The organism is Polaromonas sp. CG_9.5, from assembly GCF_035984465.1.
Taxonomy (GTDB): domain Bacteria; phylum Pseudomonadota; class Gammaproteobacteria; order Burkholderiales; family Burkholderiaceae_C; genus Polaromonas.
In genome coordinates, this window is record NZ_JAXCHR010000006.1 from 78,564 (window position 1) to 93,162 (window position 14,599).

A 14,599-nucleotide genomic window follows, 5' to 3' on the forward strand; every position below is an offset into this window, starting at 1 on the left:
TCAGGCGTTTCTTCGGTGCATGTCGTGCAGCAACTGGCCCCGCGCCGCCTGGGTAATGGCCGCTACGCAAGGGTGCGTGATGCGCCGCTCGACCGAGATGGCAAAAAAGTCTTCCACCATCTCGTCAGTCCGGCCAATCACTTCCACGCCGTACTGCGTGCGCGTTTCGGCCTCCAGCACGCTGGCCGACATGAAAATGCCGCGCCCTTCGCGCCCAAAGGCCTTCATCAGCGCCCCATCGTCAAACTCGCCAATGATGTGGGGGTGAATCTGGTGTTTGGTAAACCAGCTGTCGAGCTGTTCGCGCACCGAGGAAGACGCGCTTTGTATAAGCAGCGGCGCATCGTTCAGGCAGTGCGGAAAATCACCCTTGAGCAAGGCTTTGAGCGCAGGCGTGCAGAAAAAACTCATCGGCGTGCTGCCCAGCGGATGGTTGAAGGCCTTGATGCTGACGCGGCCCGACATCGGCTCGTCGGCCAGCACCAAGTCCAACCGGTGCAGCGCCAGCTGGGCCAGCAAATCCGGAAACTTGCCTTCGCTGCAAATCAGGCGCACCGGCTGCGCCATGGCCAGCGCCGGCTCCAGCAAGTGGTAGACCACTGATTTGGCCACCGAATCGGCCACGCCGACGCGAAACTCCAGCGTTTTCTGGCCCCCGCTGGCTTGGCGCAGCGCCGTTTCCATTTCTGCGCCCAGGGTGAATATCTGATCGGCATAACCGAGCGCCAGCCGCCCTTCGTCGGTCAGTTCCAGCTGGCGTCCGCTTTTGCGAAACAACTGCCGCCCCAGCCAGGCCTCCAGCAGCTTGATCTGGCCGGACAGGGTTTGCGGCGTGGTGTGCAATTGCTCGCCTGCGCGCACGATGCCGCCGGCTTTGGCAGTCACCCAGAAATAGTGGAGATGCTTGAAATTCACAAAACCATTCCTTTCAGAACTTTTCCAACAAAAGGTGCTCAAACAAAAACAGTTCGGTTTTTCCGAAATGAATTCATGCCAAATACGAATTTACACGAAGCAATAATGCTCCTATAGTGGAGCGTATCACCCCACTTTTTGAGGGTCAAAGGAAAGATAACCATGCGTTTGAGCACCAAAAGCCGTTTTGCCGTCACTGCCATGATTGACATTGCGCTTCGCGACAATGCCGGCCCGATTTCGCTGGCCGACATCAGCGCGCGCCACCAGATTTCAGTGTCTTACCTGGAGCAGTTGTTCAGCAAGCTGCGCCAGAACCGGCTAGTGGAAAGCACCCGTGGCCCGGGTGGCGGCTACACGCTGGCCCGTGTCAGCGAGAGTATTTCCGTGGCCGACATTATTGGCGCTGTCGAAAGCCAGGCCCAGCCTGTTGGCGCGGGCGAAAAACCGTTTCAGGGCGAGCAAGGTTCAGCCCAATGGATGACCCAGGACTTGTGGGCAACGCTGAACACCAAGATGCTTGAGCACATGCAGTCCATCAGCCTGCGCCAGTTGGCAAGCGAGCAGCGCGCCAAGGGCGTCAAGATCGAGGCCAGGCCCGCCAAACGCGGCGTCTACACCGCGCCCAAGACCCAGCCGGTCTACACCACGGCACCCAATTCGGTGTTTGCCCTGGGCCGTTCTCTGAACGTCCAGCACTGAGCTGCCAGCATTGCGGCTGCGCCCTGGCAGGGGCGCGCGGCGATATAAAAGTGTGAAGTCTGCCGATAAGCCGGATTCTGTGCGCCGGACTTCCTTTCGGTTGCCCGTGTGACCGCCATTAATCTGGGCCGGGAGTCGCCTGCCCGGCTCGGTGCCACCTACCCGCCAGCTCCGCGGAACCACGTCAACGCTGGCCTATTTGGTGTTGCTGCGCGTAGAGATTGCCCGTTTCACCCGAACTGAATCGGCTCGTCTCTGTTGCTCTGATCCTCACCTCACGGTGGAGAGGTATTACCTCCTACGCTGTCCTGTGCAGTCCGGACGTTCCTCCAGTGCTTCCTTTCGGAAATTGCACCAGCGGCGGTCTGGCAGGCTTCACCTCTCTATTATGGCAGTGCGCTGCAGGGCGCAAAAACACCCAACACAGACAAGGAGCCCCCATGAAAGCCGACAGCATCCTCGCCACCATTGGCAACACACCCCATGTCCGCATCAACCGCCTGTTTGGCCCCGATGCGAATGTATGGATCAAGTCCGAGCGCGCCAACCCCGGCGGCTCGATCAAGGATCGCATTGCGCTGGCGATGGTGGAAGACGCCGAAAAATCAGGCGCGCTGCAGCCCGGCGGCACCATCATTGAGCCGACCTCGGGCAACACCGGCATCGGTCTGGCGATGGTCGCGGCGGTCAAGGGCTACAAGCTGGTGCTAGTGATGCCCGACAGCATGAGCGTCGAGCGTCGCCGGCTGATGCTGGCTTACGGCGCGAGCTTTGACCTGACACCGCGTGCCGGCGGCATGAAAGCGGCGATTGCCCGAGCCCAGGAACTGGTCGCCGCCACGCCGAACAGCTGGATGCCGCAACAATTCGACAATCCTGCCAACACCGACGTTCATGCCCGCACCACCGCGCAGGAAATCCTGGCCGATTTTCCTGACGGGCTGGACGCGCTGATCACCGGCGTCGGCACCGGCGGCCACCTGACGGGCTGCGCGCGCGTGTTGAAAGCCGCCTGGCCGCAGTTGCAGGTGTTTGCGGTCGAGCCCAGCGCCTCGCCCGTCATCTCGGGCGGCGCACCCGGGCCGCATCCGCTGCAGGGCCTGGGTGCCGGGTTCATTCCGAAAAATCTCGATGTCAGCCTGCTCGACGGCGTGATCCAGGTCGATGCCGAACCGGCCCGCGAGATGGCGCGCCGCTCGGCCAGCGAAGAAGGCATGCTGGTCGGCATTTCGTCCGGTGCCACGCTCGCAGCCATTGCGCAAAAGCTGCCGGAATTGCCCGCCGGTGCGCGCGTGCTGGGCTTTAACTACGACACCGGCGAGCGTTATTTGTCGGTGGAAGGCTTTTTCCCGGCCTGACGCTGACGCTGTTACCAGCAGCACGGATCGCTTTTTGCTATCGATAAAATAGCTGCTGGCGCACGTGCATCATGCGCCAGTAGCTGTTTTCATCTAAAAAAAATGAAAATTCATGCGCTCCGGCGACGCCAAACGTCTGGCACAGCGCTCGGCGGCTCGCAGGCGTTGCATCCGGCCCGCGCCCGGCACGTTTTATGATGACGCCCTTCTGCTTGATAACCACAAGCCACGAACCGGACGACAACCATGCTGCGACTGACTGAAATCAAACTCCCGCTCGGGCACGCTGAAAACGCGTTGCCCGATGCCATCCTCCAGACCCTTCACATCAAGCCCGCCGAACTGGCGAGCGTCACTGTTTTCAAACGCAGCTTTGACGCCCGCAAGGCCGTGATCATGCAGGTCTACATCGTCGATGTGACGTTAGAGAGCGCCGCGCTGGAAGCCGAGCTGCTAACCACGCACGCCGGCAATCCGCATATCTTCCCCACGCCCGACATGGCCTATCAGCCGGTCGGCCACGCGCCGGCCAGCCTGCCATTGCGCCCGGTCGTGATCGGTTTTGGCCCGTGCGGCATGTTTGCCGCGCTGGTGCTGGCGCAAATGGGATTCAAACCCATCGTGCTGGAGCGCGGCAAGACGGTGCGCGAACGCACCAAAGACACCTGGGGCCTGTGGCGCAAAAATGTGCTGAATCCGGAATCCAACGTGCAGTTCGGCGAAGGCGGCGCGGGCACGTTTTCAGACGGCAAGCTCTACAGCCAGATCAAGGACCCGCGCCATCTGGGCCGCAAGGTGATGAACGAATTCGTCAAGGCCGGCGCGCCGGCCAATATCCTGTTTGAGGCGCATCCGCACATCGGCACCTTCAAGCTGGTCAAGGTGGTGGAGAACCTGCGCGAGCAGATCATCGCGCTGGGCGGAGAGATCCGCTTTCAGCAGCGCGTGACTGACGTGCTGATTGAAGGCGGGCCGGACAACCGCCACATTCGCGGCCTCACCGTGCTCGACCAGTCCACCGGCCAGAGCTACGAATTGCACGCCGACCAGGTGGTGCTGGCGCTCGGCCACAGCGCGCGCGACACCTTTGCCATGCTGCATGCACGCGGCGTGTATGTCGAGGCCAAGCCGTTTTCTATCGGTTTTCGCGTCGAGCATCCGCAGGGCCTGATCGACCGCGCCCGCTGGGGCCGCCATGCCGGCGACCCGGCGCTGGGCGCGGCGGAATACAAACTGGTACACCACGCCAGCAATGGCCGCTCGGTGTACAGCTTTTGCATGTGCCCCGGCGGCACGGTGGTGGCGGCCACGTCAGAAACGGGCCGCGTCGTGACCAACGGCATGAGCCAGTATTCGCGCAATGAGCGCAACGCGAACGCCGGCATCGTTGTCGGCATTGACCCGCGCGACTATCCGGGCAATCCGCTGGCCGGCATCGAGCTGCAGCGCCAGCTCGAAACCCATGCCTACGTGCTGGGCGGCAGCACCTATGAAGCGCCCGGCCAGCTGGTCGGCGACTTCGTGGCCGGACGCGCGTCCACGGGCCTGGGCGATGTCATGCCGTCGTACAAGCCCGGCGTGGCGATGGGCGACCTGTCGTCTGCCCTGCCCCGCTATGCCATCGACGCCATGCGCGAAGCCTTTCCGGCCTTTGGCCAGAAGATCAAGGGCTTCGACCGCCATGACGCGGTGTTGACGGGTGTGGAAACACGCACCTCGTCGCCGATCAAGATGAGCCGGGGCGACGACCTGCAAAGCCTGAATGTGCGCGGCCTGTACCCGGCAGGGGAAGGCGCGAGTTACGCGGGCGGCATTTTGTCGGCCGGCGTCGATGGCATCAAGGTGGCCGAAGCCGTGGCGCGCAGCCTGCTTCAAGACGCCGAAAGTGGCCGTCTGGCCCACGCCTGAACCCGCTGATAAACCGGATAGGGGATACTTCGCCCTCACGGTTTCACACCGCAACGCCGGGCAATGCCCGGCGCACCGTTTTTCAAAGCGGCGCCAAGGCGCCGTTCAAACCTCAACCTGACACAAGCCACCCATGACCGAAACCCTGCCCACACCCGCCGCAATCGATGCCACGCCGGCCCCCGCTGAAGCCACCACCGCCGCCCCACCACGCCAGGGCCGGCAAGGCGGCCGTGGCCGGCCACAGGCCAAGCCGCAGCCAACCCAGGCGCGCGCACCGCGCGAAGTGCATCCGGCGCTGCGCCAGCTGTTCACGCTGTACCCGAAGATGTTTGGCGCGCAGTTTCTGCCGCTCAAGCTCGGCGTGTTCCAAGACTTGCTGGCTCTGCACCCGGACGTGTTCAAGCGCGACGAGCTGAAGGTCGCGCTCGGCCTGCATGCGCGTTCTACCCGTTATCTGGAAAGCGTCGCCTCTGGCTTGCCGCGCCATGACCTGAACGGCGATGCGGTCGAACCCGTGGCGCCCGAGCATGTCCACCACGCCATCATGGAAGTGTTCCGGCGTCGTCAGGCGCGCGCCAACCAGGACTTGCGGCCGTTTGCGAAGGCGCAACTGATTGAGGCGATTGAAGCCTCCGGACTGGCCCGCGAAGACTATTTACTGTGCGTGCGCCAGCAAGACGAAGTGTCCACCGACCTGCTCGACGCGGCTTTTGCCGAACTGGCCGAACAAGCCGCCAAACGCGATGCCTTGCTGCGGATGTTTGAGGCGAGCGGCAAAACCGTCGCCGAATTTGCCGACATGTACGGCATGAATCCCGACGATGTGATCTATGCGGTGGAGCGCTCACGCGCGAACCAGGATGCGTTGAGCGCTCAGGCTGCGGCTCAGGCTGAGGCTGAGGCTGCGGATTTAGCGACTGAGGTGGGCGATGCGGCTGCGGCCAGCGTGCCGGAATCGACGCCTGAAAAAACTGCCGAAGTTTCCGAAGCGCCCGCCATGCCAACCGACGCCAGCAAAGCCCCCTGAAAAAAAAGGCCGGCCATGATAGCCGGCCTTTTAGAGCGGGAAATTGCTATTTATTCAATAGCTGCTTGTGCCCGTGCAGCTTGCGCCAGCGCCTTTTTTCATGCTTAATTCGCTAAAAAATCAGCCCTGTGCGTTCTGCAACGCTGCAATACGCTCTTCAATCGGCGGATGGGTGGCAAACAGTTTGCCCATGCCGCCGGTGATGCCCATCGCTTCCACCGCCTTGGGCAACTCGCCCGGCTGCATGCCACCCAGTCGGGCCAGCGCATTCATCATCGGCTGCCTGCGGCCCATCAACTGCGCTGCGCCCGCATCGGCGCGGAACTCGCGGTGCCGCGAAAACCAGGCCACGACCATCGCCGCCGCAAACCCCAGTACGATGTCCAGCACGATGGTGCTGACGTAGTAGCCAATGCCGGGGCCGGAGTTGTTGTTGTCGCCCTTGCGCAAAAAGCTGTCCACGGCATAGCCGATCACGCGCGACAAAAACACCACAAAGGTGTTCATCACGCCCTGAATCAGCGTCATGGTCACCATGTCGCCGTTGGCAATGTGGGCCACTTCGTGGGCAATCACGGCTTCGATTTCTTCTTTGGTCATGCCCTGCAGCAGGCCGGTGGTCACGGCGACCAGCGACGAATTTTTGAACGCGCCCGTGGCGAAGGCGTTGGGCTCGCCCTCAAAAATACCGACCTCGGGCATGCCGATCTGGGCTTTTTCAGCCAGCTTGCGCACCGTCTCGACAATCCAGGCTTCGTCGGCATTTTGCGGGCCATCGGGGCCGTTGATGACGCGCACACCGGCGCTCCACTTGGCGACGGGCTTGCTGATCAGCAGCGAAATAATCGCCCCGCCAAAGCCCATGATCAGCGCAAAGCCGAGCAAGGCCGACAGGTTCAGGCCATTGGATGTCAGAAAGCGGTTCACGCCCAACAAACTGGCCACAATGCCCAGCACCGCCACGACGGCAATGTTGGTCAGTAAAAAAAGCAATATGCGTTTCATAATTCTCCGGGGGGCGTTAACGACAGGCGGGGTGGCAAAAAAAGCCTCAGCGGCACAGGGCCGCATTGTGCATTTCTACGCAAAAAATGGGGAGTTTTCAACCCAAATCAAGTGATTCTGTATGGACTCTGCGGCCAATACGGCACCCGGATTTCCGGGTTTTGGGCTACCGGCGCGGGCGAAAAACCGTGGCGTCATCATAAAAGGAAAAGTCTTCGTTCCCGGGCCACCAGCCCGGCACGCCCAGCACGGGCAAGGGCACAAAAGGTTTGCTTGCCAGCTTGCCAGCGCTCAGGTCACCGGCCACCCAGGCGTCCAGTTCCGCTATTGAATGAATAGCAGGTTGCGCACGGTAGACGTGCGCCGTGATGGGTTTTCGGGGAAAAACCAGCTTTTCCAGCAAGGCATGGCCAAAAAGCACCAGTTGCGCCTCGGCCCAGAGCGGGCGCAGATCAACAAACAGGCGCTGCCAGTCTCGCTCATCCAGTGCATCCCAGAGCGGCTGCGGTGCCAGCAAAAAGGCGGCGTTTTCGTCAAACACTGTCAGGGCGTCACGCACCGGGCCGCGCGGCGGCAGGTTGACGCCCGCGTTGACGGCGGCCTTTGCGCCAGCCAGTTCAACCGCATGCAGCTGGTTGATTTTTTGCTTGGTCTGCGGAAAGCGCAGCCAGCACAGGCCATTGAAAAAATCATGCAGATTGTCACGCGTTGGGCACTGGTTGCGCTGGAACAGATAGTGCTCGTAGCCCACGCCGGGCGGCAGGTCGGTTTGCGGGACAAATTTAACGGCCACGCTTGGTTCGCAGTTGAGTGCATCAGGCAGCGGCGCGCCGCCCGCAACGGCCTGAATGACGCTCTGCCCCGATGCGCGCCAAGGTTCCAACCAAGGGCGCTGCCAGTCGATCTGGTGAAGGTGTACCGTCAGCAAACGAATTCCAGGTCTTGCGGTTTTTTCAGCAGACGCACTTTGGTGGCGGGGCCGATGGCGGGCAGCAGTTCAAAATAATCCGGGTACAGGCTGAACAACGCGTCCAGCGGCTTGTCGCCAAGGACGACGCCGTTTTCTTCCAGCAACATGCTGAAGGCATTGAGCTGACGGATGGTGCCGGGATGCCAGCTCGCAGACTTGGCCAAAACTCGCTCCAACGCTGATTCGTCCTCGGGCGAAGGGGCAGCCATCACACGAGCCTCGTGGGTATCGTGAAGCACGTCATCCGCCTGCGTGAAATCCGCTTCGTCGAAAGCTGAATCGCCAATCGCGCCAGCCATGCCGGATGGACAAAAGGTGAGCAAAGTCGGTTTATGCGCCGGACTCAATTCAAAATAAGCGGCATAGCGGCCCAAAAAGGCCGTCGATTTCGTGATGCGTTTATCGAAAAACCCATGTCGCTGCAATACAGGAACGACATGGCACAGTTGCTGCGGACGTTCGCGCAAACCGGGCAGGACGTTCAAAATACGCTGCACTTCATCAGGCAGCCGCGCATCGGCCATCGCAGGCGTATTCAAGGGCGCGGTAGCGGCCCGGCAAGCTGGCGCGGCGGGGATGGGGATGCTCGCACCGCCAGCGGCATCAGCGTGGCCATCGCATGCCGACGGCATCACGGGCCGCACTGGCGCAGGCGTAACGGGCGGCGGAGCACACACCGGTGCAGGAAAACACTTCACGCGGTCGTAATACGTCTCGGCATCCCGAAACACAATGCCTTCCATCGAAAAGCACCACACCTCGCAGCCCCATTCGCGCAGGCGCACGGCCAGCGGAGCAAAGTCGGCGTCGCCCGAGGCAATCGCAAAGAGCCGAATGCCTTGCTGAAAATGCAGCGCCACCGCATCGGCAATCAGCGCGGAATCGGTGGTGTTTTTTTCCAGCGGCAAATTGGGAAAGGTGCGCGTGCCCAGATAACGCCACACCGACCCCAGCGACTGCAAGCGCGGCCCGTAACCATAAGCGCGGCATACGCTGACACGGCCTGCATAGGCGTTGAACTCAGCCCAGGCTGCATCGATGGCTTTAGGGTCGGCGAAATTGTCTGCGTCAATCAGCAGCGCCGCTTGCCGGACGCTGTTCGTGCCGAATGCGTCGCTCATTCAGCCAGCAGTTTCCACGGCAGGCTTTCCCCCGAGCGCAGCGGCTTCAATTCCGCCTCGCCAAAGGCAAAACTAACGGGTGGCGTCCAGCTTTCCTTGGCCAGCGTAATCGTGCCCGCATTGCGCGGCAGGCCGTAGAAATCTGCGCCGTTGAAGCTGGCAAAGGCTTCGAGCTGGTCGAGCGCGCCGGCCGCATCAAACGCCTCGGCGTACAGCTCCATCGCGGCATGTGCGGTGTAGCAGCCGGCGCAGCCCGTGGCGTGCTCTTTCAGATGCGCCGGATGTGGCGCGCTGTCGGTGCCCAGAAAAAACCGGGCATTCCCCGACGTGGCCGCCTCAACCAACGCGAGGCGATGGGTTTCGCGCTTGAGCACCGGCAGGCAGTAGTAATGCGGGCGAATGCCACCCGTGAAGATCGCGTTGCGGTTATACAGCAGGTGGTGCGCGGTGATGGTCGCGCCGAGAAAACGGTCAGCTTCAGTCACGTACTGCGCGGCTTCTTTTGTCGTGATGTGCTCGAACACGATCTTGAGTTCCGGGAAATCGCGGCGCAGCGGAATCAATTGCGTGTCGATAAACACCGCTTCGCGGTCGAACAGATCGATGTCGGGAGAGGTGACTTCGCCGTGTACCAGCAGCAGCAGGCCTTCGCGCTGCATGGCTTCCAGGGTTGGGTAGGTTTTGCGCAGGTCAGTCACGCCGGCGTCGCTGTTGGTGGTGGCGCCCGCCGGGTAGAGCTTGACGGCGACCACGCCGGCATCCTTGGCGCGCTTGATCTCGGCGGGCGGCAGGTTGTCGGTCAGGTACAGCGTCATCAGCGGCTCGAAGGCCACGCCGGCCGGCACGGCGGCCTGGATGCGTGCCTTATAGGCCAGCGCCTGCACGGCGGTGGTCACCGGCGGACGCAGGTTGGGCATGATGATGGCGCGGCCGAACTGCGCGGCGGTGTGCGGCACCACGGTCTGCAGCGCTTCGCCGTCGCGCACATGCAGGTGCCAGTCGTCGGGGCGGGTGATGGTGAGCTGGGTGGCGGGAGTGAGGGTGGCTGAAGTCATGCGCTGAATTGTCGCACCGGCTCAAGGAAATCCCCGATGCGCCCAGCACCGCCGCACCGTTACGATGCAGGCCGGCTGCAGGATAATCCCGGTTGTTTTAACCGTTGCAACCCGGGCTTTCTTTTCATGTCTTCCCCTCCCCACGCTGACCAAGCGCCTGAAACTACACCGCCCCTTGACGATATTGACGAGCCAGTGCGTGTGCCGCTCAAGATTGAAGACTGGCTGACCGTTCTCGTCATGGGCGCGCTGGCGCTGATCACGTTTGCCAATGTGATTGCGCGCTATTTCACCAACCAGTCCTTTGCCTGGACGGAAGAGTTCTCGGTGTTTTTGATGATCGTGCTGGCGCTGGTTGGCAGTTCGGCGGCTGTGGCGCGTGACCGGCATATCCGGATCGAGTATTTCTCTGAAAGTGGCTCGATGGCGCGGCGCAAGAAGCTGTCACGGCTGGGCGCAGTGCTGGTCGCGCTGCTGTTTACGCTGATCGGCGTACTGAGCATCCGGCTGGTTTGGGACGACTACCGCTTTGGCGAAACCTCGCCCGGCATTGGCGTGCCGCAGTGGTGGTATTCGATCTGGCTGCCGATTATTTCCCTCGGCATCGCCCTGCGCGCTGTCGGCTTGTTCATCCGCCGGGGACGCAAGTCATGATCGTCACGCTGCTGTTTTTGGCGTTCATCGCCATGATGCTGATCGGCGTGCCGATTGGTGCGGCGCTCGGCCTGGCTGGTGCCACGGCGATTGCACTGGCCAATGGCGATTCGCAATGGTTCGGCCTGCTGGCCGTGCCGCAGAATTTTTACGCCGGCCTGGGCAAATACCCGCTGCTGGCGATACCGATGTTCGTGCTGGTGGGCTCGATTTTTGACCGCTCGGGTGTGGCCTTGCGGCTTGTCAATTTTGCCGTCGCCATCGTCGGGCGCGGCCCCGGCATGCTGCCGCTGGTGGCGATTGCGGTGGCGATGTTTTTGGGCGGTATTTCAGGCTCTGGCCCGGCCTGTGCGGCGGCTGTCGGCGGCGTGATGATTGCGGCCATGAACCGCGCCGGTTATCCGGCCGCATTTTCGGCCAGCGTGGTGGGCGCTGCTGCGGCCACCGACATCCTGATTCCGCCGTCGGTGGCGTTCATCATCTACTCGGTGCTGGTGCCCGGCGCCTCGGTGCCGGCGCTGTTTGCGGCGGGCATGGTGCCGGGCATCCTGGCCGGGCTGGCGCTGATCGTTCCGGCCGTCTGGCTGTCGCGCAAGCACAAGATGGGCGCGCTGGAAGCCAGCATGCCGCGACCGCCTTTCTGGGCCAGTTTTCGCGAAGCGGTCTGGGGACTGGCCGCGCCAGTCCTGATTCTGGGCGGCATGCGCGCCGGCTGGTTCACACCGACTGAAGCGGCAGTGGTGGCCGTGTTTTACGGCCTGTTTATCGGCATGGTGATTTACCGCACGATCTCGGTGCGCGATTTGTTTCCGATCCTGCGCGAGTCGGGCGAATTGTCGGCGGTGATTTTGCTGGTGGTGTCGCTGGCGGGCATTTTTGCCTATTCACTGAGCACGCTGGGCGTGATTGACCCGTTGACGAATGCCATCGTCAACTCGGGTCTGGGCGAATACGGCATCTTGTCGCTGTTGATTCTGATGCTGATCACGGTGGGCATGTTCCTCGACGGCATTTCGATCTTTTTGATCTTTGTGCCGCTGCTGCTGCCGATTGCGCAGTTTTACCACTGGGATCTGGTGTGGTTTGGCGTCATCCTGACGTTGAAAGTGGCGCTCGGCCAGTTCACACCGCCGCTGGCCGTGAACCTGATGGTGTCGTGCCGGATTGCCAATGTGCGCATGGAGGAAACCGTGCGCTGGGTGGTCTGGATGCTGGCGTCCATGTTCCTGGTGCTGGTCGCCGTCATCGCTTTCCCTGAACTGGCCCTGTGGCTGCCGCGCAAGCTGGGCTACTGAGCCTTGATCTTTTTTACCCAAGGAGACTTCCTCATGAAACGCAAGAATTTTCTCGGCCTGGCATTGGCCGCCACCGCGCTGGCCCTGACTGTTGGCGCACCCGCGCAAGCCCAGAACTACAAGTCCGAATACAAGATGTCGCTGGTGCTCGGGCCCGCCTATCCGTGGGGCAAGGGCGGTGAAATCTGGGCGAACCTGGTGAAAGAGCGCACGCAAGGCCGCATCAACATCAAACTTTACCCGGGCGTGTCGCTCATCCAAGGCGACCAGACGCGCGAATTCAGCGCCATTCGCCAGGGCGTGATCGACCTAGCTGTCGGCTCGACCATCAACTGGTCGCCGCAGGTGAAGGAGTTGAACCTGTTCTCCCTGCCCTTCCTGATGCCCGACTATGCGGCGATGGATGCGCTGACACAGGGCGACGTCGGCAAGGACATTTTCAAAATCATCGACAAAGCCGGCGTGATGCCGCTGGCCTGGGGCGAAAACGGCTACCGCGAGATCAGCAATTCCAAGCTGGCGATCAAGAAGCCGGAAGACTTGAAGGGCCTGAAGATCCGCGTGGTGGGTTCGCCGCTGTTCCTCGACACCTTCACGGCACTGGGCGCGAACCCGACCCAGATGAGCTGGGCCGATGCACAGCCCGCGCTGGCCACCGGCGCGGTCGACGGCCAGGAAAACCCGATGGCGATCTACACCGCCGCCAAGCTGCACACCATGGCGCAAAAATACGTCACGATGTGGGGCTACGTGGCTGATCCGCTGATTTTCGTCGTCAACAAGGACATCTGGGCTTCATGGACGCCGGCTGACCAGGCCATCGTCAAGCAGGCGGCAGTGGATGCCGGCAAGCAGGAAATCGCCATCGCCCGCAAGGGCCTAGCCGAAGCCGACAAGCCGCTGCTCAAGGACATCGCCAGCAATGGCGTGACCGTGACGCAACTCAGCCCGGCCGAACGCGACGCCTTCGTCAAGGCAACGCGTCCGGTGTACGACAAGTGGAAAAACCAGATTGGTGCCAACCTAGTGGCCACGGCTGAAAAATCGATTGCCGCGCGCAAGAAATAAGCACTGTGCCAAACGCAAAAAAGCCCCGGACTTCGGGGCTTTTTTGCGTCTGTGAAAGACAACAAGACGTTTAGCGAAGGTATTCGCCGCTGTCTTCCGGCTGAAAAATCACTTTCAGTATTTTGGCTTTCACCTGCACCCCACCGGGCGTCACCCAGTGCGCCAGCTGGCCCTCGACCAAACCCAGCAAACCCGTGCCGATAGGGGACAAAACGGAGACAAACCCTTTGTCGGGATTGGTATCCGGGGGATAACACAAGGTCAGGGTGCGCTCGTCATGCGTTTCGCCATCGGCAATGCGTACCTGGGAATTCATGGTGACCAGCTGCGGCGGCACTTTGTAAGAAGACACCAGCTCGGCATTGTCAATTACCGATTCCAGCTCGGCGGCAAACGCCATGCCAGGATGCTTGAGCAGATTGGTGATGCGGATGTGGTCGAGTTCGGTCAGAACGCGGGCGGGTTGGGATGAAGTAGCCATGAATGAACTCCTGAATCTAAAAACCGGAACATGCTTACCGGTAAGCCAGCGCTGGAGAACGAGGCCCGGTGATCCAGAAAAGCGCAAGAAATGGGAGGGTGGTAGATCGCCGGGCTCAGGAATGTGCCACTGGCTGATACGGCCACTTGCGCGGAAACCCAGCGCGCACCACAGGCGTGGTGTGCAGGTACGCTTTGGCGTACAGCCGGGATGTGGAAGTGGATCGCATGGGACTTGATCCTACCACTGCGCATTGCTACAGCAAGGCCAGCGCCACCCTTCCCTTGCCTCAGTGCTGCAGAATCTTGTTCAGGAATTCCTTGGTTCGATCCTGGCGATTTTCAGGATGGCTGAAAAACTCTGTCTTTGAGCAGTCTTCCAGAATCCGGCCGCCCACGTCCATGAAAATCACACGGCTACCGACTTTCTTGGCAAAGCCCATTTCATGCGTGACGACCATCATGGTCATGCCGTCAGTGGCCAGGCCCATCATGCAGTCGAGCACCTCACCGACCATTTCCGGGTCGAGCGCCGAGGTCGGCTCGTCAAACAGCATGGCAATCGGGTCCATGCTCAGGGCTCTAGCAATCGCCACGCGTTGCTGCTGGCCGCCCGACAGCTGGCCAGGAAACTTGTCCTTGTGCGCCATCAGGCCGACGCGGTCGAGGTATTTCAGGCCGTGCGTCTTGGCTTCGTCAGGCTTGCGGCCCAACACCTTGATCTGCGCCAACGTCAGATTTTCGGTCACGCTCAAATGCGGAAACAACTCGAAATTCTGGAACACCATGCCGACACGGCTGCGCAGTTTGGGCAGGTCGGTTTTCGGATCGTGCACAGCCTGGCCGTCGACAAAAACCTGGCCTTTCTGGAACGGCTCCAGCGCATTGATGACCTTGATCAGCGTGGACTTGCCCGAACCCGACGGGCCGCAAACCACCACGACCTCGCCTTTTTCAATGCGGGTGCTGCAGTTGTTGAGCACTTGCACATCGCCATACCACTTGGAAACTTCTTTCAACTCAATCATGTTCTTCTCC

Annotated in this window: 14 protein-coding genes and 1 other RNA gene; 7 read left to right on the forward strand and 8 right to left on the reverse strand. The window is 61.3% G+C overall.

Features of this window, described 5'->3' with window-relative positions; genetic code table 11:
- Positions 1 to 915, reverse strand: coding sequence for a transcriptional activator NhaR (nhaR, locus tag RCH06_RS06445; protein WP_327080613.1), 915 nt, complete (start codon positions 913 to 915; stop codon positions 1 to 3).
- A 162-nt stretch (positions 916 to 1,077) separates the two neighbouring features.
- Here nhaR and RCH06_RS06450 point away from each other — a divergent pair, with 162 nt between their 5' ends.
- Positions 1,078 to 1,617, forward strand: coding sequence for an Rrf2 family transcriptional regulator (locus RCH06_RS06450; protein WP_327080614.1), 540 nt, complete (start codon positions 1,078 to 1,080; stop codon positions 1,615 to 1,617).
- A gap of 50 nt (positions 1,618 to 1,667) precedes the next feature.
- Here the strand turns inward: RCH06_RS06450 and rnpB are convergent.
- An RNA gene (gene rnpB / locus RCH06_RS06455) (RNase P RNA component class A) lies at positions 1,668 to 1,994 on the reverse strand.
- 63 nt (positions 1,995 to 2,057) lie between these two features.
- Here rnpB and cysK point away from each other — a divergent pair.
- The 3 genes from cysK to RCH06_RS06470 all read left to right on the forward strand — a co-directional run bounded on the left by cysK (position 2,058) and on the right by RCH06_RS06470 (position 5,913).
- Positions 2,058 to 2,975 (forward strand): cysteine synthase A, encoded by a 918-nt coding sequence (gene cysK / locus RCH06_RS06460; protein ID WP_327080615.1) that lies wholly within the window; start codon positions 2,058 to 2,060, stop codon positions 2,973 to 2,975.
- Between the two features lie 246 nt (positions 2,976 to 3,221).
- Positions 3,222 to 4,883: an NAD(P)/FAD-dependent oxidoreductase gene (locus RCH06_RS06465; RefSeq protein WP_327080616.1), complete on the forward strand. Its 1,662-nt coding sequence runs from the start codon at positions 3,222 to 3,224 to the stop codon at positions 4,881 to 4,883.
- A 133-nt stretch (positions 4,884 to 5,016) separates the two neighbouring features.
- Positions 5,017 to 5,913, forward strand: coding sequence for a ProQ/FINO family protein (locus RCH06_RS06470; protein WP_327080617.1), 897 nt, complete (start codon positions 5,017 to 5,019; stop codon positions 5,911 to 5,913).
- A 120-nt stretch (positions 5,914 to 6,033) separates the two neighbouring features.
- On the opposite strand, the gene htpX is transcribed toward RCH06_RS06470, so the two are convergent.
- From htpX to pyrC, 4 genes are all read right to left on the reverse strand, one after another.
- Entirely contained in the window at positions 6,034 to 6,918 is an 885-nt protein-coding gene (gene htpX, locus RCH06_RS06475; protein WP_327080618.1) for a protease HtpX, read from the reverse strand.
- A gap of 166 nt (positions 6,919 to 7,084) precedes the next feature.
- Entirely contained in the window at positions 7,085 to 7,822 is a 738-nt protein-coding gene (locus tag RCH06_RS06480; protein ID WP_442799614.1) for a DUF3025 domain-containing protein, read from the reverse strand.
- 17 nt (positions 7,823 to 7,839) lie between these two features.
- The gene (locus RCH06_RS06485) at positions 7,840 to 9,009 is read right to left on the reverse strand and encodes an NYN domain-containing protein (protein ID WP_327080620.1); all 1,170 of its coding nucleotides are present in this window, start codon (positions 9,007 to 9,009) and stop codon (positions 7,840 to 7,842) included.
- Entirely contained in the window at positions 9,006 to 10,064 is a 1,059-nt protein-coding gene (gene pyrC / locus RCH06_RS06490) for a dihydroorotase (RefSeq protein ID WP_327080621.1), read from the reverse strand. The genes RCH06_RS06485 and pyrC overlap by 4 nt, the downstream gene beginning before the upstream one ends.
- A 126-nt stretch (positions 10,065 to 10,190) precedes the next feature.
- On the opposite strand from pyrC, the gene RCH06_RS06495 reads away from it, so the two are divergent.
- The 3 genes from RCH06_RS06495 to RCH06_RS06505 are packed head-to-tail and all read left to right on the forward strand — an operon-like array spanning position 10,191 to position 13,081.
- On the forward strand, positions 10,191 to 10,718 hold the full coding sequence (locus tag RCH06_RS06495) for a TRAP transporter small permease (RefSeq protein ID WP_327080622.1): 528 nt from the start codon (positions 10,191 to 10,193) through the stop codon (positions 10,716 to 10,718).
- Complete coding sequence (locus RCH06_RS06500; protein ID WP_327080623.1) at positions 10,715 to 12,013, forward strand: TRAP transporter large permease; 1,299 nt, start codon at positions 10,715 to 10,717, stop codon at positions 12,011 to 12,013. The genes RCH06_RS06495 and RCH06_RS06500 overlap by 4 nt, the downstream gene beginning before the upstream one ends.
- Positions 12,014 to 12,046: 33 nt before the next feature.
- The gene (locus RCH06_RS06505) at positions 12,047 to 13,081 is read left to right on the forward strand and encodes a DctP family TRAP transporter solute-binding subunit (protein WP_327080624.1); all 1,035 of its coding nucleotides are present in this window, start codon (positions 12,047 to 12,049) and stop codon (positions 13,079 to 13,081) included.
- A gap of 70 nt (positions 13,082 to 13,151) precedes the next feature.
- On the opposite strand, the gene RCH06_RS06510 is transcribed toward RCH06_RS06505, so the two are convergent.
- Both RCH06_RS06510 and RCH06_RS06515 read right to left on the reverse strand, forming a co-directional pair.
- Positions 13,152 to 13,562 (reverse strand): GreA/GreB family elongation factor, encoded by a 411-nt coding sequence (locus RCH06_RS06510; protein WP_327080625.1) that lies wholly within the window; start codon positions 13,560 to 13,562, stop codon positions 13,152 to 13,154.
- A 289-nt stretch (positions 13,563 to 13,851) separates the two neighbouring features.
- The gene (locus tag RCH06_RS06515; protein ID WP_327080626.1) at positions 13,852 to 14,589 is read right to left on the reverse strand and encodes an amino acid ABC transporter ATP-binding protein; all 738 of its coding nucleotides are present in this window, start codon (positions 14,587 to 14,589) and stop codon (positions 13,852 to 13,854) included.
- Between the last annotated feature and the right edge of the window lie 10 nt (positions 14,590 to 14,599).

Coding starts and splice junctions, on each gene's coding strand:
- RCH06_RS06450 (WP_327080614.1), top strand. CDS start 1,078: ATGCGTTTGAGCACCAAAAGCCGTTTTGCCGTCACTGCCATGATTGAC.
- cysK (WP_327080615.1), top strand. CDS start 2,058: ATGAAAGCCGACAGCATCCTCGCCACCATTGGCAACACACCCCATGTC.
- RCH06_RS06465 (WP_327080616.1), top strand. CDS start 3,222: ATGCTGCGACTGACTGAAATCAAACTCCCGCTCGGGCACGCTGAAAAC.
- RCH06_RS06470 (WP_327080617.1), top strand. CDS start 5,017: ATGACCGAAACCCTGCCCACACCCGCCGCAATCGATGCCACGCCGGCC.
- htpX (WP_327080618.1), bottom strand. CDS start 6,918: ATGAAACGCATATTGCTTTTTTTACTGACCAACATTGCCGTCGTGGCG.
- RCH06_RS06485 (WP_327080620.1), bottom strand. CDS start 9,009: ATGAGCGACGCATTCGGCACGAACAGCGTCCGGCAAGCGGCGCTGCTG.
- pyrC (WP_327080621.1), bottom strand. CDS start 10,064: ATGACTTCAGCCACCCTCACTCCCGCCACCCAGCTCACCATCACCCGC.
- RCH06_RS06495 (WP_327080622.1), top strand. CDS start 10,191: ATGTCTTCCCCTCCCCACGCTGACCAAGCGCCTGAAACTACACCGCCC.
- RCH06_RS06500 (WP_327080623.1), top strand. CDS start 10,715: ATGATCGTCACGCTGCTGTTTTTGGCGTTCATCGCCATGATGCTGATC.
- RCH06_RS06505 (WP_327080624.1), top strand. CDS start 12,047: ATGAAACGCAAGAATTTTCTCGGCCTGGCATTGGCCGCCACCGCGCTG.
- RCH06_RS06510 (WP_327080625.1), bottom strand. CDS start 13,562: ATGGCTACTTCATCCCAACCCGCCCGCGTTCTGACCGAACTCGACCAC.
- RCH06_RS06515 (WP_327080626.1), bottom strand. CDS start 14,589: ATGATTGAGTTGAAAGAAGTTTCCAAGTGGTATGGCGATGTGCAAGTG.